Genomic DNA, 18345 nt, shown 5'->3' on the forward strand with positions numbered 1-18345 from the left:
GAGCCCACCACCCCCCCCCCCCCCCCACCCCCACCCCCCCCCCCCCCCCCCCCTCCCCCCCCCCCCCCCCCCCCCCCCCCCCCCCCCCCCCGGCCGCCGGGGTCTCCCCGCAGGTGGGCGGTGCCCGGGCGGGCGGAACCACCCGGTAGCGTTCGGGCGACCTATCACCGTGGGCGAACCGACGCCTCACCGCAGACCAGGAAGAGGACGACCACCGTGGCAGCAGCACACCCACCCCGCCGAGGGCCCCGGGCGGCGGCGCGCGGATCCGCCGTCGCCGTCCTCGGCCTGCTCGTGGCGCTGGCCGGGTGCGCGACCCCCGGGGAACTGCGGGACGCGGGGGCCGCCCGGCCCGTGACGCCGTCCCCCAAGCCGCAGCCGCTCTGGCCGGCGCTGGCCGCGGCGCCGTCGCCGACCTCCCCCGCCGCGTCCGAGACGGGCCCCGCCGAGCCGCCACCGGTACCGGTGCCGGGTGTCGCCGTGCCCGGCCCGGACCTCACCTCGGTGGACCTGGGCGCCCTGCTGGCCAAGGACCCGGCCCTGTCCGCGGAGGAGCGGCGCGCCCTGACCGGCTGTCCGGACTGCGGGGTCCGCGACCCCGAGTTCCGCGATCTCACCGGTGACGGCCGCCCCGAGCTGATCGCCGCGGTCGCCACCGGCGGCTCGGTCGTCCTGCACGTCTACACCCTGGGCGGCGGCGGGGTGGTGCCCGTCCTCCGGGTGGCGGTGCTCCGGGCGTTCAGCGCCGAGACCCTCGCCGCCGACCTCTGGCTGAACGAGGCGACCACCCCCTCCTCCCGCACCATCAGCCACTACGGCTGGAACGGCACCCGGCTCGTCCTCCTGGAGCAGCGGGTCGAGGCGATCGGTCCGGTCACGGCGCCCGGCCACGGCCCCACCCCCGCCGACCGGCCCTCCGAGCCGGCCGGAGCCGCCCAGCCGAGTGCCGCGCCGTTCTCCGCCAAGCCCGCGGTCTCGCCCTCCAGCGGGGTGGGCCAGCCCCGCCGCCCCGACCAGGCGGTCCCGGTCCCCGCCCCCCGCCCGGGCACGGCAGTGCCGACCACGGCTCCCCCGACCCCGGCCGCCCCGGAAGCGAAGCGATGACTCCCGCCCCCGTCCACCCGCACATCCTGATCGTCGAGGACGACGAGGTGATCCGCGAGGCCACCCGGATGGCCCTGGAACGCTACGGATTCCCCGTCAGCACGGCCGCCGACGGGCTGGAGGGGCTGGAGGCGTTCCACACCGCCCGCCCCGACCTGATCCTGCTCGACGTGATGCTGCCGCTCCTCGACGGGGTCGGCCTCTGCCGGCGCATCCGCGAGGAGAGCCAGCTGCCGATCCTGATGATGTCGGCGCGCACCGACCCCGTCGACGTGGTGTCGGGGCTGGAGGCCGGGGCGGACGACTACGTCGTCAAGCCGTTCGAGAGCGCGGTGCTGGTGGCCCGGATCCGCACGGTGCTGCGCCGGGTCCCGGTGGCACCGGCCGGAGCGGCACCCGCGCCCGAACCGGCGGCCGGCACCGGAGCGCCGGCCGCGACACCCGCCGGACCCGCCACGCCCACCGCCACGCCCACCGCGACACCCGCCTCCGCACCCGCCGACGCCGAACCGGCGCCGGCGGCCCGCACGGTGCGCGCCATCGACGGACTGGAGGTGGACACCGACAGCATGGAGGTGCGGGTGGACGGCCGCCTCGTCCCGCTCACCCCCACCGAACTGCGGCTGCTGCTGGAGTTCACCGCCGCGCCGGGCACCGTGCTGGAACGCTCCGGTCTGCTCGAACGGGTCTGGGACTACGACTGGGGGGCCGACACCAGGGTGGTCGACGTCCATGTCCAGCGGCTGCGCGCCAAGATCGGCTCGGGTCGGATCGAGACCGTCCGCGGCTTCGGCTACAAGCTGCGGCGCCCGGCATGACCCTGCGCCGTCAGATCGCCACCGCCGTCGCCGCGATCTCCGTCCTGGTCGCGTTGAGCGTCGGTCTGCTGGTCCACCAGGCGATGGTGCGTCAGCACGTCGACCAGGCCCGCCGGTCCGCACTCGGCGCGCTGGACTCCGCCCTCATCGCCTACGGCCGCAACGGCGAACCCGCCCGCCCCGGCGTCACGCTGGACGATCCGGCGCTGCCGCCCCGGCTGCGCGCGCTCGCGGCGGACGGCCGCCAGGGCTCCGTCCTGGCCACCGGCCCGCAGGGCGAGGCGATGTGGGCGGCCGCGCCCGTCGACGGCGCGGTGCTGTCCGTCCGGGTGGACTTCACCGCGGACCGCGGCGCCATCGGCGACCTCGACCGGATCATCCTGATCACCGTCACCGCCTCGGTCTTCACCACCGTCCTGGCGGGCGTGCTCGTCGCCGACCGGATCAGCCGCCGGCTGCGCACCGCCGCGACGGCCGCCCGCGAGATCGCCGCCGGGCGGACGGACACCCGGATGGGCGAACTGGGAGACGGCCGGGACGAGGTCGCCGACCTCGCCGCCGCCGTCGACTCGATGTCCCAGGCGCTGCACCGCCGGCTGGAGGACGAGCAGCGGTTCACCGCGGACGTCGCGCACGAGCTGCGCACCCCGCTCACCGGTCTGGTCACCGCCGCCGAACTGCTCCCGCCGGGGCGGCCCACCCAGTTGGTCCGCAACCGGGTCCAGGCGCTGCGCTCCCTGGTGGAGGACCTGCTGGAGGTCTCCCGGCTGGACGCGGACGCGGAGACGCCGTACCTGTCCCCCGTGCCGCTCGGCCGGGCCGTCCGGCGGACGGTCACGATCACCGGCCTGACCGTCGGCCTGTCCGTGCGGGCGGAGGGCGACGCCCCGACCGACCCGGCACCCGGTGCCGACGGACCGGTGGTGCGCACCGACCTGCGCCGGCTGGACCGGATCCTGGCCAACCTGCTGGTGAACGCGGACCGGCACGGCCGGGGCCCGGTGCTGCTGAGCGTCGACGGGCTGCGGATCACCGTCCGCGACCACGGCCCCGGCTATCCCGACGACCTGCTGCGGCACGGACCGCAGCGCTTCCGCACCAGCGTGCGCGAGCGCGGGCGCGGACACGGTCTCGGCCTGACCATCGCCCAGGGCCACGCCCGGGTGATCGGCGCGGAACTGACCTTCGCCAACCACCCGGACGGCGGCGCCGTCGCCTCCCTTGTCCTGCCGGCCGGGAGCGCCGGTGAGCCCCTCGCCGAGGAGCTCGGCCCCGGCGAGCAGACCGTCCCCGGCGAGCAGACCGCCCCCGCCCAGCCGGACGGCGCGCACCCGTAGGCAGCGGCACGACGCCGGGCGCCCCGGCCGCTCGATGCGGCCGGGGCGCCCGGGTGTCGGGAAGCCGTCGGTCAGCCGTTGCTCTTGCTGAACGCCTCCAGCCAGCTGAGCTTCGGGCCGAAGAGGCCGACCGAGGCCGCGCCCGCCGCCAGACCCGACGACGACGACGGCTGGGGCTCGCTGTGCGCCAGCGCCGCGGTCGGCACGGCCACTACGGCCGCGGCGGCCAGAACCGCGGTGACGACGAACTTGCCAAGGTTTCCACGCACGGACATCTCACGCCTTCCAAGGTCATCACTGCTCTGCCACCCGCCCTCACGAACGGGCCGGGCCCGGAACGGGCCCCAGAGGCACCCGGTGAGGGGCACCCGCGAAACGTTTGCACACGAACGCGGGCAAGTCGCCCTTTTCGCCACCCGAGCGGTACGAACGGGTGACAGACATGCCCCGGTCGGGTGAGCCGCCCCGGCGAACGGCCCAGCGCCCGGCGCGACGCGACCGCCCGTCGGTCGGCACGCAGGCGGCGGCAGGCAGCAGCACGCGGCGTCAGCGCGCGCACGGCGGTGCGGTGAACCGGCGGGTCGAGGCCAGCGCCCGGGCGATGCCGTGCGGCCGACGAACGACGCGTTCGGCTCCGGCAGTCCCGCCAGGGCCGGGTCCTGGGGCGCCGGCAGCTGGATGGTGACGTTCCGGCCCTGCACCACCGCGTGGAAGAACGTCCCGCCGTTGACCGTGTTCCGCATGCCGCCCCCGGCTCGCACCGTTGCCCGCCACCCCGCCGGCCGGTCGCCGTAGCGGGGTCCCCGCGGGCCAGGCTACGACGGAGGGGGCCGCCGGGAGGGCGGTTGCGGTGTCCGGCGCGGCCGGGTCGGTCGCCGGCTCAGGTCCGCGGCGGCGCCAACAGGGCCCGGGCGGCGGCGATCTCGGCGCAGGCCGCCTCCTCGACCGCCGTCAGGTGCTCGGCGCTGCCGGGCCCGACCGGTATCCGCACCGGGAGCGGTCCGGAGGCCTCGACGATCCGGAGCACCTGCCGGGCGAAGTCCTCGGGCCGGCCGACCCCGGGCACCTCGGCCAGCGCACCGAGCGCGCTGCGCATCGGGCCGGTGAACTCCGCGTAGTCCGGCGAGCGGCCGGCCGCGTCGGCGAGCGAGGAGCCGTACCGGGTGGCGTAGCCGCCGGGCTCCAGCGCGGCGACCCGGATGCCGAACGGGGCCGCCTCGGCCGCCAGCGCCTGGGTCATGCCCTCCAGGGCGTGCTTGCCGGTGACGTACGCGGCCAGGCCGGGGAAGGCCGTCCGGCCGGCCAGCGAGGAGACGTTGAGGATGTGTCCGCCGCGCTGCGCGCGCATCACGGGCAGCGCCAGGCGGGCCAGCCGCCACGGGCCCACCACCAGGATCTCCAGCTGGTCCCGGAGTTCGTCGTCGCCCACCTCCTCGACCGCTCCGAAGAGCCCGCAGCCCGCGTTGTTGACCAGGACGTCCAGCCCGCCGAGGCGGTCGACCGCCACCGCGACGGCCTCCGCGCACTGCCCGGGGTCGCGGACGTCCAGGGCGACCGGGACGACCCGGCCCCGGTGCTCGCCGACCAGGCCGTCCAGCGCCACCGGCTTGCGGGCGGTCGCCACCACGGTGTCCCCGGCGGCCGCCACCGCTCTCGCCAGCGCCAGTCCGAGCCCGGACGAACAACCCGTGACCAGCCAACGTCGTGCCATGACGGCCCCCCTGACCTCGTGTGCGGTGTGTCCCGCCACGGTCCCAGAGCCGTCCGCCGCCGCCCAGAGCCGGGACCGACCGCCCTGCGGCGCGCGGTGGCGCGAAGGGGCGTGGGAATCCGCCATGCGCCCCTCGGCCGGAGCGCCGCCCGGCCCCGAAAGGGGCCCCGGGGCCGGGCGGCGCTCCGGCCTCAGCGGCTCGCGAGGCCGTCGGCGCGGAGGGCCTCCAGGGTCTGGCGCCCGGTCGGGTCCGCGAGCGCGCGGCGGCCCCGGGTGTCTGTCACCCGTCATTTCCAGCAGTTCGGCCGCCTGACCGGCAAGTGGCCCGCGGGAGTCGGGGGCGCCCCGTGGCGGACCGCCGAGCAGTCTCACCCGGTGGCGCGAAGTCGCCTGCTCATGTCACACACCGTTGACAGTCATCACACATCCCCCTCAGGATTCACCCGCCCCACACAACTAACGGCACCTCACTCACCCGTCGGAGCCCAGCGGACCCCGTCGGGCCCGTGCAGCCCTCGCGCGCCACCGCCACCCTCGGAAGGACTCCCCATGCGCCGCACCACCTCCCTGCTGCTGACCTCCCTGCTCGCCTCCGCCGCCGCGCTGGCCGCCCCGACCGCCGCCGAGGCGCGGGCCGGCGCCGACAGCCCGACCACCGGCTCGTGCGTCGCCTACCCCTCGGGCCCGTTCGGCGTCGGCGTCTGCTCCGGCCTCGAACCCCGCCGGGCCTGGTCCGTCTCGGCCAAGTGCATGTCCGGCATCACCGTCACCAGCGGCCTGCGACTCGGCGACGGCACCGCGACCGCCAACTGCGGCAACAGCCGGGTCTACACCACCCAGGTCTCGATCGGTCCGATCCTCCCGTAGGGCCGGTCTCCGGACTCCGCCGGCCGAGCCGGCGAGCCGCCGGGCGAGGGTCACGGCCGGGCCGCGTCGGCCCGGCCGTGACCCTCAGGCGTGCGGCTCGGCCGGTCGACCCGCCGGGTGGGCCATGCCGAGCGGGGCCAGCACGGTCGCGGCCGCCGTCACCGCCTCGGCGACCAGCGCCGCGGTGCGGGCCGCCTCGTAGAGGTGCTCGCGGGCGTCGCGCGCGGCCCGCAGGGCCTCGTGGGCCCGCTCCCCGTCGAGCCCCTCGCCGCGGGCCGGGCCGACGCGCCCGGCCGCCTGCTCACTACTGAGGAACGAGGCGAGCTGGTCGAGGAGTTCGGGCAGCCGGGCGGTCACCCCGGCCAGCGCGGCGACGGCCTCGACCGCGTCCCCCGGGAGGACCAGGCCGGGCGCTCCCCCGGGTGCGCCGCTGCGCACCGCGGCGCTGAGCAACTCGGCCGCCTCCGAGGACAGTTCGGCAACGGACAGCGAGGGCGAGGGCGGTACGGCATCACTCACGGCGACTCCTCCTTGGCGATCGGCAACCGGGCCCGACCCGGGTGCCCGGGGCTTCTCTCCGGGTCCGACTGCCCCGTCGGCGCGCAGTCAGGCCTGCGCCGGCCGACCGTGGCAGGAACCGGTCACCACCGGCCGGCCAGGGCGCGGCGTGACCGCCGGCCAGGCGGCGGCACCCCGCACCACGGCCGGAACGGGCCGACCCTGGAGGAGCCCGGCCGACGCACGGTGGCGGCGGCCGACCGGGACCGGGCGGGCGACGGCACCGGTCGCGATCGCGTCGTCACCGCCCGGGAGAGACCCGCGACCGGCGGCATGGCCCCGAACACCGCAGCGGTCTCACCCGCGCCGCACCGCAACCTCCTGGGCGCCGCCGCCCCCGGACCGGCGGTGCGCCCGCACCCGGCCGCGCCGGCGGCGGACCCCACCCATGAGGCTCCGTCGGACCCGGCACGAACGGCCGGCGGACGTTCACCGGGACATGGCTCGGCGCCATTCTTTCCCACCGCCACCGACGTCAATCCGGCGACGGCGGACATTCTTCGGCAGCGCGGCTTCGTTCACCATTCGACCACACCACGGCGCCGCAATATCCTCAACAGCCATTGTGACACCGCATGTTCGAAGGTAGAGTCCCGGTCCGCCGAGCGCAAATGAGCGCTTGCGAGCATTCTTTGGGGCGGGCATGTCACATGACAACAGCACCACTGGAGTTCCTTCCGACTTACTTGACGCGTTCACGGAAACCGTTGGCCGCTTTCCGGAGCGCCCGGCGATTGTCCGGCACGGCCGGGCCATCGGCTACGCCCGTCTGCACGCGGCGGTGAGCGACCTGGCCAGGCGCCTCGGGCCCGATCCGGGGGTGGTCGCCGTGCAGGCGCACCACATTCCGGAAACGGTTGTCGGGCTGCTCGGCATCCTCGCCGCGGGCGGGGTCTACTGCCCCACCGATCCGGCATTCCCGGCCCACCGGTCGCAGACGATGCTCTCGGCGGTCGGCTGTCGCACAATGGTCGCGGCCGATCCCGGATCGGCACACCGACTCGGCCTCGATTGGATCGCCCCGGCCCCCCTGCCGGAATTCTCCGCAAACCTGGGGAGAACGGCCCGGGCGGGCGTTCCGAATTCGCCCGGCACCGCGCCGGACGCCGTTCCCGGCACCGCACCGGACACCCTTCGCCCGCCTCCGGCGGAGCCGGGCCGGAACGCGGACTCCGGCCGGAACACGGACACCGGCCCGAACGCGGACTCCGGCCGGAACGCGGACACCGGCCACAGCGATGCCCGCGACGGCGCCGGGAGCCGGAGCGGGACCGGCGGCGGGGAACCGGCCTACCTCCTCTTCACCTCCGGCTCCACCGGAGAGCCGAAACCCGTACTCACCCCCCGCCGGGCCCTCGCCGCCGTGGTGCCCTCGCTGCGCGAGCTCTTCGGCCTCACCCCCGACGACCGCGTGCTGCAGTTCGCCTCCCTCAACTGGGACACCTGCTTCGAGGAGATCCTGCCGACGCTCACCGCGGGCGCCACCCTGGTGTTCGACGACGAGGCGCACCGCGGGTCCTTCCCGCGGTTCCTGCGGATGGTCGAGCGCGAGCGGATCACCGTCCTCGACCTGCCGACCGCCTTCTGGCACGAGCTGGTGCTCCACCTGGCCGAGGAGGCCGCACCCCTGCCCGACTGCGTACGGGTGCTGGTGATCGGGGGCGAGCCGGCGAGCCCCGCCCGGCTGGCCGACTGGGCCGCGCTGGAAACCGGGCGGATCCGCCTGGTCAACACCTACGGCTGCACCGAGACGACGCTGATCACCCACGCCGTCGACCTGCACGGCCCGCAGGCGCCCCCGACCGGCTGGGACTGGCCCGGCGGCGCCCGGGCGCCGATCGGCCGCCCGCTCCACCATGTCGTCCAACTGATCAGCGAACAGGGTGAGTTGCTGATCGGGGGGCCGTCCGTGGCGCTGGGCTACCACGGCCTGCCCGCGGCCACCGGCGCCAGGTTCACCGTCGTCGACGGCGTCCGCTGCTTCCGCACCGGCGATCTCGTGAGCGGGTCCCCGGACGGCCTCCTCACCCACCGCGGCCGGCTGGACGGCGAGGTCAAGGTCCGGGGCGTCCGGGTGGACCCGGCGGAGGTGGAGGCGCACATCGCGGGCCACCCCGGGGTGCACGCGGTGGCGGTGGCCGCGGCGACGCTCGCCGGCCGGTCCGCCCTGGTCGCCTATGTGGTGGCGCGGGCGGACGCGACGGGAGGAACGCTGGACACCGACGTCCTGGCGTACCTGCGCGCGGAGGTGCCCGGCCATCTCGTGCCCAGCCGGATCACCGTGGTCCCCGAACTGGTGCGCACCACGAGCGGAAAGGTCGACCGGGCCGGCTCGCACCGGCGGTACGCGGCCCCCGAACAGGTCAAAGGAGACCTTCGATGAACGTTGACACCACCCTCTCCACCGCCGTCCACGGCATACCGGCAGCCGCCGCGGAGCGTTCCGCCGCCGGGGTCGACGGCCTGGTGGCCGTCTTCCGCCGGGTGCTGGAGACACCCGAGGTCGCGGCCGACTCCGACTTCTTCCAGCTCGGCGGCGACTCGCTGATCGCCACCCGGGTGCTCAGCGCGATCGCCCGCGACCACGGCGTGGAGCTGTCCTTCGACGACTTCCTGCTCGCGCCGACGCCCCGGGCGCTCGCCGAGAAGATCGCGGCCGGCAGATGACCGACCCCGACGACGCCGCGGCGGCACCCCCACCTCGGGAGCCCGGCCCGGTCAGGACCGCCGTCGTGGTCGGCGCCGGGCTCGCCGGCCTCACCGCCGCCACCGGGCTGGCGGCCCGGGGCATCGACGTCATGGTGCTGGAGGCCCGGACCCGGGTCGGCGGGCGCACCCGCGGCCTGCCGGTCGCGCCCGGCTGCCAGGTCGACGCCGGAGCCGCCTACCTGGGCGAGCGGCACACCGAACTCCTCGCCCTGGTCAAGGAACTGGGCCTGGACACCACGCCGACCACGATGCGGGGCGCCAGCCGGTTCGTCCTCGGCCCCGAGGGCACCACCCGGGACGGCCGGTTCCCGCCGCTCAACGCCGTGGCTCTCGGCGACCTCTTCGACCTACTGGACGAACTCACCGCGGCCGTCCGCCCCGACGCGCCGTGGCTCACTCCGGACGCCGAGCGGCTGGACACCCTCACCGCCGCCGAATGGGCCGACCGACGGCTGACCCACCCGGACGCCCGACTCTTCTTCCCGCTGTTCCTCGGCGAGATGATGGCCGCCGACCCGGCCGACGTCTCCGTGCTGCACATGGCGTTCTACCTCCGCTCGGGCGGTGGCGTCCGCTACCTCAACGCCTTCGAGGGCGGCGCCCAGCAGGACCGGATCACCGGCGGCGCCCACCAGGTGTGCGAGCGGCTGGCCGGCCGGCTGGGCAGCCGGGTCCGGCTCGGCGAGGCCGTCCGCGCGGTCCACCAGGACGACGCCGGGGTCACCGTCCACACGACGGCCAGCGCCCACCGGGCGGATGTCGCGGTGCTTGCGCTGCCGCCGCTGCTCGCCGACACCGTCGAGCACCGGCCGGCGCCGGCGGTGCCCCGGGCGGGCGACCGGACGGCGCGGGGCTGCGCCGTGAAGGCGACCCTGGTCTACCCCGCGCCGCTCTGGCGCGCGCACGGCCTCTCCGGCTGGTCGGTCAACGCCGAGGGCCCGCTGCTGTCGACGGTGGACGACTCACCGGCCGACGGCGGGGTCGGCGTCCTGACCGGCTTCGTCACCGGGGCCGAGGCCCGGCGGTTCGGCGCGCTGAGCCCGCGGCGGCAGCGCGCGGCCGTGGTGGAGCAGGCCGCCCGGATCTTCCCGATGCTCCCGCCGCCGACCGGCCTGCACATCACCGACTGGGTCGACGAGCGGTACAGCCAGGGCTGCTACGCGGCGCTGCGGGGGCCCGGCGACTGGCTCCGGTACGGGCCGACGCTGATCGCACCGCACGGGCGGGTGCACTGGGCCGGCACCGAGACCAGCACCGAGTACTTCGGGCTGATGGAGGGCGCCGTCCGCTCCGGCCACCGGGTCGTCGCCGAGATCCTCGCCCGGGACTGACCCCGCCACCCAGCCGGGTGCCCAGCCCGGCACCCACCGCGGCCCCGCCCCGGCCGGGCCGTTCACGGAGGCGCACCGGCAGCCGTCCCGCCCCGGGGCACCGCCACCCGGCGCCCCGTCGTACCCGCACGCCCGCACCACCCGGTCCGCGCCGCAGCGCGGGCCGGCCCCCCGCCCTCGCCCGGCCCGGTTCCACAAGGACCCCGCCGGGCCACTCCCCCAGGAGACCGCCATGAGCGACCGGAGTCCCCTCGCGCCCCTCGCCGCCCGGGAACGGCTGATGACCGAACCCGCCCTCGGCGCGGGCAACTTCCTGGACCACGCCCTCGCGGTCAACCCGAACCGCGCGGTCCCGTTCGCCTACAGCCACCACACCGACCACCGCGGCGCGGTCGTCCTGCGCGGCCACAGCCTGCTCGACCTCGCCGCCCTGCGCGACTGCTACGCCAGCTGGTACTGGGCCAACGGCGTGCGCCCCGGCGAGCCGGTCGGCATCGTCGTCGGCGAGGGCCTGGAACCACTGCTGCACTTCCTCGCGCTTACCGCCCTCGGCGCCGTCCCCGCCCTGGTCAACGATGCCATGCGGCACGACGTCATGGTCCGCTACCTCGACCACGTGGGAGTGGTCGGCATCGTGGCGGACGATCCCACCCGCCTCGCCTCGGCCTACCGCGAGACCCCGAGCCGCCGCCCCCGGTTCATCGTGCCGGCCGCCGAGATCCGGGCCTTCGACGCCGGCGCGGCCCGGCTCCCCGAGGTCTACCCGTACCGGCACGCCGACGCCGACGTGGTCGCCCTGATCCACTCCTCGGGCACCACCGGCACGCCGAAGTCCACGATGCTGGCGCACCGTCAGTTCTGGGACGGCAAGCAGCCGCGGATGGTGCGCTTCCCCGCGGAGCCGTACGACCGGCTGATGTCGATGATGCCGCACACCCACGCGGGCGGCCTCAGCTACTTCCTCACCGCCACCCTGCTCGGTCTGCCGACCGTGGTGATGTCCGACTGGCGGCGGGCGGTCGTGGAGCCGGTGATGGAGGCCTTCCGGCCCACCATGGTCGCCTCCTTCCCGCGCACCTTCGTCGAGCTGGCCACCGGCGAACCGCCCACCAGGGGCGCGGCCGAGGTGCACTCCTGGTTCAACACCGGGGACAGCGCGCACTACGGGCACATCCGGCGGCTGGTGCGGCTGGGGCGGCGGCCGGCCGGGCTGATCCGGCCGTGGCTGCTGCCCCGGCAGCGGGCCGAGCAACCCGACCTGCCCGGTTCGCAGTTCATCGACGGCCTGGGCTCGTCCGAGATGGGCATGGCGCTGTTCGGCCAGGTGACCACACCGGAGAGCGCCCGCGACGACCGCTGCGTCGGCAAGCCGCTGGAGGTCGTCCGGCGGGCCTCGATCCTCAGCGAGGACGGCGAGGAACTCCCGGACGGCACGGTCGGGTTGCTCGGTGTCGTCTCCCCCTCGCGGACCCCGGGGTACTGGAACGACCCCCGGCTCACCGCGAGCTTCGAACTGGCCGGCCACTGGCTCACCGGCGACGTGGCGCGCCGCGACGCCGAGGGCAACTTCTACCACCTCGACCGGACGGTGGACGTCATCGACACCGCGGCCGGCCCGGTCTACAGCCTGCCGATCGAGGAGGTGCTGCTGGCCGACTGCGGCGAGCTCGTCCAGGACTGCTCGGTGATCGGCGTGCCCGGGGCGCCGGGCGAGGGCCAACGGCCGCTCGCCGTCGTCCGGTTGCAGGCCGAGGCCGCGGCGGCGACCGCCGAGGAGGTCCAGGAGGCCGCCAACAAGGCGCTCGCCGGCGCCGGACTGGCCACGCTCGCCGCGGTGAGCATCGCCCGGACACCGGAGGACTTCCCGCTCGGGCCGACCGGCAAGGTGCTCAAGCGCGAACTGCGGACCCGCTTCGCCACCCGCTTCACCGGCCAGTAGCGCCCGATGGACCGCCAACCCACCCGGCAGCCCTACCGGTACGTCCGGACCGCGCTGGCCGAGCCGGACTGGCGCCGGCTGCCGGGCTGGCGCCACGTCACCGCGGCGCAGTGGCGGGACGCCCAGTGGCAGCGGGCGCACTGCGTGCGCAGCGCCCGGCAGCTGCGGGGCGTCGTCGGAGCGCTGCTCACCGACCGCTTCTACGACGAACTCGCCGCCGACCAGGCCGGGTTCGCCACCATGTCGATGCTGCTGCCGCCGCAGATGCTGAACACCATGGCGCCGCACGCCCCGACCGTGCCGCAGGCGTTCACCGAGGCCTTCCTGGCCGATCCGGTCCGCCGCTACATGCTGCCCGTCCGCGCGGACCGCCACCCGCGCTGGCCGAGCCACCCCAAGGCCGAACGCGACTCCCTGCACGAGGCCGAGATGTGGGTGGTGGAGGGGCTCACCCACCGCTACCCCACCAAGGTGCTGGCCGAACTGACCGCCACCTGCCCGCAGTACTGCGGGCACTGCACCCGGATGGACCTGGTCGGCAACTCCACCCCCCAGGTCACCAAGACCAGGCTGGCGCTGCGGCCGGTGGACCGGCAGGAGCAGATCCTCGACCACCTCAAGCGCACCCCGTCGGTGCGCGACGTGGTGGTCTCCGGCGGGGACCTCGCCAACGTGCCCTGGCCGCAGTTGGAGACGTTCCTGCTGCGGCTGCTGGAGCTGGAGTCGGTGCGCGACATCCGGCTGGCCAGCAAGGCGGTGGTCGGCCTGCCGCAGCACTGGCTCCAGCCGCGGATCGTCGAGGGGCTGGGCCGGGTGGCCGCCGTCGCGGCCCGCCGGTCGGTCAGCCTCGCCGTGCACACCCACGCCAACCACGTGCAGTCGGTGACGCCGCTGGTCGCCGAGGCGGCCCGGGCGCTGCTGGACGCGGGCGTGCGGGACGTGCGCAACCAGGGCGTGCTGATGCGCGGGGTCAACGCCACCCCCGAGGACCTGCTGGACCTCTGCTTCGCCCTCCAGGGCGAGGCGAACATCCTCCCCTACTACTTCTACCTCTGCGACATGATCCCGGGCGCCGAGCACTGGCGCACTCCGGTGCACCGGGCCCAGCGGCTCCAGGAGGCGATCATGGGCTACCTGCCCGGCTACGCCACCCCGCGGATCGTCTGCGACGTCCCCCAGCTCGGCAAGCGCTGGGTGCACCAGGCGGTCGCCTACGACCGCGAACGCGGTATCTCCTCCTGGACGAAGGACTACCGCACCGCACCGGAGGCCCGCGAGAGCACCGACCTCGACGCCGTGCTCGACCGGCGCCACCTGTACTACGACCCGGTGGACACCCTCCCGGAGCCGGGCCGCCGCTGGTGGTCCGAGCAGCCCGGCGCCTCCGCGTCCGCACCCCCTCGGAAGGACACGCCGTGACCCCACCCCCCACCGCGCCCGGCGCCGGGCCGCTGCGCCGGATGTGCTGGATCTTCCCCGACCGGGAGTCGACCAGGATGGCGGCGACCTGGCACCCCTTCTTCTGGGACCTCTACGCGGAGGTCGCCGAGAGCCTGGGGATGAGCTGGACCAGGCACGCCCCCGACGCGGTCACCGTCGACGGCACCGTACGCGGGCGGCCGGTGGTCTACGTGGACGACGAGGCGGTCTCGCCGCAGGACACCCTCTTCGTCACCGCCCTCTACTCGCTGCCGTACCAGTCGATGGACGTCTTCAACCAGTACGCGCTCTACGCCGTGCTCGAACAGGCCGGCTTCTACCTGCCGTTCCCCCCGCTGATGTCGCTCATCGGCAACGACAAGCTGGCCACCCTGCTGCACCTCGCCGACTCCCCCGTCCCCCCGGTCCCGACCGTGCGGATCGGCACCGGCCGCGACATCGCCAAGCACCAGTACGAGGTGGCGCTGGGCGGTATGACCTACCCGGCCATCGTGAAGCCGGCCGGCTGGTGCGGTGGTGGCGGGATCAACCTGGCCCGCAGCGCCGAGGACCTCCGGGGCCTGGCCAGCCTGGCGCAGGGCGGGGACACCACGCTCGTGGTCCAGCCCTACCTCGGCGACGGCACGGTCGACTACCGGGTGTACGTGGTCGACGGCGAGCCGTACGCCGTGATGAAGCGGATCCCGGAGCCGGGCTCGCCGGTGGCCAACGCCAGCCGGGGCGGCGCCATGGAGTTCCCGCCCGTCCCGACCGAACTCGCCGCCGCCACCGCCTACTTCGCCGAGCGGCTGCCGATGCCGTTCTTCTGCGTCGACTTCCTCTTCGACGGGGAACGGTACTGGTTCTCCGAACTCGAACCGGACGGGGTGATCGCCCCGGACCTCGACGACCCGCAGCGCACCCTGCAACGGGACATCACCCGCGCCCGGTTCACCGCCTACCGGAACGCCCACGCCGCCTGGCTGGCCGGCCGCGGCGGCGAACCGGCCACGCCCACCTCGGAAACGGAGACCCGGACGCGATGACCGAGCTGTTCTCACTCCCCCCGGACGCGGCCGAGCCGCGGCTGCACGTCGCCCGGCGCACCCTCGAACATCTGCGCGGCGTACCGGAGTTGGCGCGGCGCTACGCGGACTGCACGGCCCCGCGCACGCTCGACGGGCTCGCCGCGCTGCCGCCACTGGACAAGGACGGCCTGAACGCCGCCCTCGCGCACCTCGAACCCCGGGCCGCCCCGGGCGCCGGGGCGACTTGGCTCTTCCAGAGCGGCGGCAGCACCGGAGCGCCCAAGGTCGGCCACGCCCCCACCGGCTTCTACATGGCCGGGGTGCACGCGCGGTGGCGGCCGCTGGAGCGCGACGACGTCTTCGTCAACGCCTGGGGCGCCGGCCGGATGTGGGGCGCGCACTTCCTCGCCGCCGCGCTGGCCGACCTCGCCGGGTGCCGGATCCTCGCGGTGGGCTCGGTCGCCACCGACGAGTACGCCGACTGGCTGCGGTTCTTCGCGACCGCCCGGGTCACCGCGATCGGCGGGACACCCAGCGTGCTCCGGCTCTGGTTCGCCCGGGCGCGGGACGCCGGGCTGGAGTTGCCGGCGCTGCGCAAGGTGCTCTGGCTCGGCGAGGCGTGGCAGCCGCAGCTGGAGGCGGACCTGGCCGCGGTCGCCCCGCGGGCGCGCCGGTGGGGCATGTTCGGCAGCACGGAGACCTGGGTGGTCGGGACCAACACCCCGGACTGTCCGGCCGACACCTTCCACCCGCTGCCCGAACAGCTGGTGCACGTCGGCGCGGCGGAGCTGCTGGACTTCACCACGCTCGACCCGGCGGTGCTCAACCCGGTGCTGCGCTACCGCACCGGTGACGCGGGGACGCTGCTGGCCTGTCCGTGCGGCCGGCCGGGCTCCGCGATGCGGGTCCTGGGCCGCCGGGACAGCGTGGTGCAGGTCCGCGGGCTGGGACTGCACGTGGACGACGTCATCGCACGGGCGGAGCGGGAGCCGGGGGTGTCCCGGGCCCAGGTGGTGATCACCGAGGAGCACGGCCGGGCCGCCACGGTCGAGCTGCTGCTGCTCGCCGGCCCGGGCGGACCGCCCGACACCGAGCGGCTGCGCAGGGCCGTGCTGTCCGCGACCTTCACGCTCAGCACCGCCTTCCAGCACGATCCGGAGTCCTTCCGGGTGCGCCGGGTGGACGAGCTGGTCAGCAACGGCCGGACGGGCAAGACGGCCGGCCTCGTCGTCCGGGAGGGCTCGTGAAGCCGCGGAAGCCCGTGAAGCCGGAAGGGCCCGTGAAACCGGGAGGGTCCGTGAAGCCGCGCAGGCCCGTCTCGCTCGGGCGCGGGTTCAACCTGTTCTGGGCCGGCCAGACGGTCAGCACGGTCGGCGACCGGGTCACCGTGTTCGTCGTCCCGACCCTGATGATCTTCGTGCTGCACGCGAGCGCCCTCCAGGTCGGCGTCGTGGCGATGGCCCAGTACCTGGGCATCCCGCTGCTCGGCCCGGTCGCGGGCGTGCTGGTCGACCGCTGGGACAAACGCCGGACGATGCTGGTCTGCGACCTCGTCCGGCTGCTCGCCGTCGCGGCCGTCCCGCTGGCGTACTGGCTGGACGCGCTCTCCACGCCACTGCTGGTGGGCTGCGTGGCGGTGATCAGCGGCGCGACGATCTTCTTCAACGTCGGCTACCTCGTCGCCGTCCCCGCCGTCGCGCCGAAGGACCAACTCGTCCGCGCCTACTCCAGACTGGAGGGCAGCGGCTCGGTGTCGGAGGTGGCCGGGCCGTCGATCGCGGCCGGCCTCTACAGCGCGCTGGGCGTCGCCGCCCTGCTCGTCGACGCGGCCAGCTACCTGGTCTCCGCCGCCTGCTTCCGCCGGATGCCGGCCTGGGGCGAACGGACGGTCGCCACCGGCTCCGTGCGGGAGCGGCTGACGGCGGGCTTCCGGCTCAACCGGGCCGACCCGGTGCTGCGCCGGGTGGTGGCAGCCGCGGTGACCCTCAACTGCGGCGGGCCGATCTTCGTCACGGTGCTGCCCGTGCTCGCCTACCGGGGCCTCGACGTCTCGGTCGGTGTCTTCGGCGCGGCCATGTCGGTCGCCGCGGTCGGCGCCCTGGCCGGCGCGGTGGTCGCCCCGAGGATCAGTGAACGCCTCGGCCTGGGCCGGACACTGGCCTGGTCGCTGCTGCTGCACTGCCTGGTCGGCCTCGGGGTGCTCGCCGCACCCGCGCTGCCGGCCGGACCGGTGATCGCCGTGACGATGGGCTGCTACGGCTTCTTCATGTCCTGCATCAACGTCTGCAGCGCCCCCACCCGGCAGTCCCGGATGTCGGCGCGGCACCAGGGGGTGATGCACGCCGCCTTCCGGACCGTCACCTGGGGCGTGATCCCGCTCGCCGCCCTGGCCGGTGGGCTGGCCGTCTCGCTGCTCACCGGTCCGCTGGGGATCCTGGACGCGGCCCGGACGGTGATGGCCGGCGGCACCCTGCTGGCGGCGCTCTCCTTCCTGCCGGCACTCGGCATCCAGCCGCTGCTCGACGCGACCGAGCGGGAAGGGGCGCAGGAGCCGCCCGCCGACGCCGGACCGGCCACCGCCACCCCGCCCGCCCCGGCGGAGCAGACCTCATGACGCCGGACCGGGGTGTCCTGCTGGTCACCGGGGCGTCCTCGGGCATCGGGCTGGCCACCGCCGTCACCGCGGCCGGGGCCGGGTTCCGCACGGTCGCGACCGTACGCCAGCCCGGCCGGGCCGACGCCCTGCGCGCGGCCGCCGGCCGCGCCGGCGTCGCGGTGGACGTCCGCCGCCTCGACGTGACCGACGCCGACTCCGTGACCACCTGCCTCGACGAGGTGCGGGGGGCGTACGGCCGGCTGGACGCGGTGGTCAACAACGCCGGTGTCTCCAACTCCGATCCCACCCTGGAGATGTCGACCGCGGCCGCGCTGCGGGCCAACCTGGAAGTGAACTTCTTCGGCGTCGTCGCGGTCAGCCGGGCCGCGATGCCGCTGCTGCGGGCCGCCCGCGGACGCCTGGTCACGATCGGCAGCGTGCACGGCGTCGTCGGCCAGCCGTTCAACGAGGCCTACTGCGCGGCGAAGTTCGCCGTCGAGGGGTTCATGGAGAGCCTGGCCCCGGTCGCCGCGGCGCACGGTGTGCGGGTCTCGGTGGTCGTACCGGGCTTCGTCCCGGACACCGCGTTCGGCGTGTTCCCGGACATCGACCGCTCGACCCTGCTGGCCGCCTCCGGCCCGTACGCGGGCACCTTCGCCGACTACCTCGACGGGCTCGGCGCCCAGGGCTGGGAGGCCGCCGGCCAGCCCGCGCGGGAGGTGGCCGAGGTGGTCGTCCGGACCCTGCTCGCCGAGCGTCCGGCCTTCCGCGTCCCCACCAACGCGTGGTCCGCCGCCCACCTGGACCACAAGCTCGCCGACCGGGACGGCTCAACCGTGCAGCGCCTCGCCCACAGCTGGATCGGGCACCCGCACCTCCCGGCCTGAAACCGAACTGACGGACCATCAGCAGCTTCCCGGAACCACCG

Annotated in this window: 16 protein-coding genes; 13 read left to right on the top strand and 3 right to left on the bottom strand. The window is 75.4% G+C overall.

Going from position 1 to position 18345, the window contains the following annotated elements; all coding sequences use genetic code 11:
• Positions 1-216: 216 nt before the first annotated feature.
• Genes ACZ4UX_RS10850 through ACZ4UX_RS10860 form a run of 3 tightly spaced genes read left to right on the top strand, consistent with a single transcriptional unit; the run spans position 217 to position 3259 of the window.
• Positions 217-1104: a hypothetical protein gene (locus tag ACZ4UX_RS10850; RefSeq protein ID WP_465706372.1), complete on the top strand. Its 888-nt coding sequence runs from the start codon at positions 217-219 to the stop codon at positions 1102-1104.
• Positions 1101-1922, top strand: a complete 822-nt coding sequence (locus tag ACZ4UX_RS10855; protein WP_465706373.1) for a response regulator — start codon at positions 1101-1103, stop codon at positions 1920-1922. Before ACZ4UX_RS10850 ends, ACZ4UX_RS10855 begins: the two co-directional genes overlap by 4 nt.
• A complete protein-coding gene (locus tag ACZ4UX_RS10860) occupies positions 1919-3259 on the top strand; it encodes a sensor histidine kinase (protein WP_465706374.1) in 1341 nt (446 codons plus the stop codon). The genes ACZ4UX_RS10855 and ACZ4UX_RS10860 overlap by 4 nt, the downstream gene beginning before the upstream one ends.
• A gap of 71 nt (positions 3260-3330) precedes the next feature.
• On the opposite strand, the gene ACZ4UX_RS10865 is transcribed toward ACZ4UX_RS10860, so the two are convergent.
• Positions 3331-3534, bottom strand: coding sequence for a hypothetical protein (locus ACZ4UX_RS10865; protein WP_465609919.1), 204 nt, complete (start codon positions 3532-3534; stop codon positions 3331-3333).
• Positions 3535-4139: 605 nt separating this feature from the next.
• Positions 4140-4970 carry an SDR family oxidoreductase gene (locus ACZ4UX_RS10870; protein WP_465706375.1) on the bottom strand — a complete coding sequence of 277 codons (831 nt, stop codon included), beginning with the start codon at positions 4968-4970 and terminating at the stop codon, positions 4140-4142.
• A 549-nt stretch (positions 4971-5519) separates the two neighbouring features.
• Here ACZ4UX_RS10870 and ACZ4UX_RS10875 point away from each other — a divergent pair.
• A complete protein-coding gene (locus tag ACZ4UX_RS10875) occupies positions 5520-5837 on the top strand; it encodes a hypothetical protein (protein WP_465706376.1) in 318 nt (105 codons plus the stop codon).
• Between the two features lie 84 nt (positions 5838-5921).
• Here ACZ4UX_RS10875 and ACZ4UX_RS10880 read toward each other — a convergent pair whose 3' ends face one another.
• On the bottom strand, positions 5922-6356 hold the full coding sequence (locus ACZ4UX_RS10880; RefSeq protein ID WP_380387283.1) for a hypothetical protein: 435 nt from the start codon (positions 6354-6356) through the stop codon (positions 5922-5924).
• Positions 6357-7038: 682 nt separating this feature from the next.
• Here ACZ4UX_RS10880 and ACZ4UX_RS10885 point away from each other — a divergent pair.
• The 9 genes from ACZ4UX_RS10885 to ACZ4UX_RS10925 all read left to right on the top strand — a co-directional run bounded on the left by ACZ4UX_RS10885 (position 7039) and on the right by ACZ4UX_RS10925 (position 18304).
• Complete coding sequence (locus ACZ4UX_RS10885) at positions 7039-8778, top strand: AMP-binding protein (protein WP_465706377.1); 1740 nt, start codon at positions 7039-7041, stop codon at positions 8776-8778.
• Positions 8775-9062, top strand: coding sequence for an acyl carrier protein (locus ACZ4UX_RS10890; protein ID WP_465706378.1), 288 nt, complete (start codon positions 8775-8777; stop codon positions 9060-9062). Before ACZ4UX_RS10885 ends, ACZ4UX_RS10890 begins: the two co-directional genes overlap by 4 nt.
• Complete coding sequence (locus tag ACZ4UX_RS10895) at positions 9059-10435, top strand: flavin monoamine oxidase family protein (protein ID WP_465706379.1); 1377 nt, start codon at positions 9059-9061, stop codon at positions 10433-10435. The genes ACZ4UX_RS10890 and ACZ4UX_RS10895 overlap by 4 nt, the downstream gene beginning before the upstream one ends.
• Before the next feature lie 232 nt (positions 10436-10667).
• Positions 10668-12374: a class I adenylate-forming enzyme family protein gene (locus ACZ4UX_RS10900; protein ID WP_465706380.1), complete on the top strand. Its 1707-nt coding sequence runs from the start codon at positions 10668-10670 to the stop codon at positions 12372-12374.
• A gap of 6 nt (positions 12375-12380) precedes the next feature.
• Positions 12381-13793: a KamA family radical SAM protein gene (locus tag ACZ4UX_RS10905; RefSeq protein WP_465706381.1), complete on the top strand. Its 1413-nt coding sequence runs from the start codon at positions 12381-12383 to the stop codon at positions 13791-13793.
• Positions 13790-14839: an ATP-grasp domain-containing protein gene (locus ACZ4UX_RS10910; protein WP_465706382.1), complete on the top strand. Its 1050-nt coding sequence runs from the start codon at positions 13790-13792 to the stop codon at positions 14837-14839. Before ACZ4UX_RS10905 ends, ACZ4UX_RS10910 begins: the two co-directional genes overlap by 4 nt.
• Entirely contained in the window at positions 14836-16068 is a 1233-nt protein-coding gene (locus tag ACZ4UX_RS10915; RefSeq protein WP_465706383.1) for an AMP-binding protein, read from the top strand. The genes ACZ4UX_RS10910 and ACZ4UX_RS10915 overlap by 4 nt, the downstream gene beginning before the upstream one ends.
• A gap of 50 nt (positions 16069-16118) precedes the next feature.
• On the top strand, positions 16119-17435 hold the full coding sequence (locus ACZ4UX_RS10920; protein ID WP_465706384.1) for an MFS transporter: 1317 nt from the start codon (positions 16119-16121) through the stop codon (positions 17433-17435).
• The gene (locus tag ACZ4UX_RS10925; RefSeq protein ID WP_465706385.1) at positions 17432-18304 is read left to right on the top strand and encodes an SDR family NAD(P)-dependent oxidoreductase; all 873 of its coding nucleotides are present in this window, start codon (positions 17432-17434) and stop codon (positions 18302-18304) included. Before ACZ4UX_RS10920 ends, ACZ4UX_RS10925 begins: the two co-directional genes overlap by 4 nt.
• The last annotated feature ends 41 nt before the right edge of the window (positions 18305-18345 follow it).

It is taken from the genome of Kitasatospora sp. NPDC028961, from assembly GCF_055564815.1.

What these genes read in the sequence shown, in the direction of transcription:
- ACZ4UX_RS10925 (WP_465706385.1), top strand. Translation starts at nt 17,432, where the DNA reads ATGACGCCGGACCGGGGTGTCCTGCTGGTCACCGGGGCGTCCTCGGGC.
- ACZ4UX_RS10905 (WP_465706381.1), top strand. Translation starts at nt 12,381, where the DNA reads ATGGACCGCCAACCCACCCGGCAGCCCTACCGGTACGTCCGGACCGCG.
- ACZ4UX_RS10915 (WP_465706383.1), top strand. Translation starts at nt 14,836, where the DNA reads ATGACCGAGCTGTTCTCACTCCCCCCGGACGCGGCCGAGCCGCGGCTG.
- ACZ4UX_RS10865 (WP_465609919.1), bottom strand. Translation starts at nt 3,534, where the DNA reads ATGTCCGTGCGTGGAAACCTTGGCAAGTTCGTCGTCACCGCGGTTCTG.
- ACZ4UX_RS10855 (WP_465706373.1), top strand. Translation starts at nt 1,101, where the DNA reads ATGACTCCCGCCCCCGTCCACCCGCACATCCTGATCGTCGAGGACGAC.
- ACZ4UX_RS10900 (WP_465706380.1), top strand. Translation starts at nt 10,668, where the DNA reads ATGAGCGACCGGAGTCCCCTCGCGCCCCTCGCCGCCCGGGAACGGCTG.
- ACZ4UX_RS10895 (WP_465706379.1), top strand. Translation starts at nt 9,059, where the DNA reads ATGACCGACCCCGACGACGCCGCGGCGGCACCCCCACCTCGGGAGCCC.
- ACZ4UX_RS10875 (WP_465706376.1), top strand. Translation starts at nt 5,520, where the DNA reads ATGCGCCGCACCACCTCCCTGCTGCTGACCTCCCTGCTCGCCTCCGCC.
- ACZ4UX_RS10860 (WP_465706374.1), top strand. Translation starts at nt 1,919, where the DNA reads ATGACCCTGCGCCGTCAGATCGCCACCGCCGTCGCCGCGATCTCCGTC.
- ACZ4UX_RS10870 (WP_465706375.1), bottom strand. Translation starts at nt 4,970, where the DNA reads ATGGCACGACGTTGGCTGGTCACGGGTTGTTCGTCCGGGCTCGGACTG.
- ACZ4UX_RS10885 (WP_465706377.1), top strand. Translation starts at nt 7,039, where the DNA reads ATGTCACATGACAACAGCACCACTGGAGTTCCTTCCGACTTACTTGAC.
- ACZ4UX_RS10890 (WP_465706378.1), top strand. Translation starts at nt 8,775, where the DNA reads ATGAACGTTGACACCACCCTCTCCACCGCCGTCCACGGCATACCGGCA.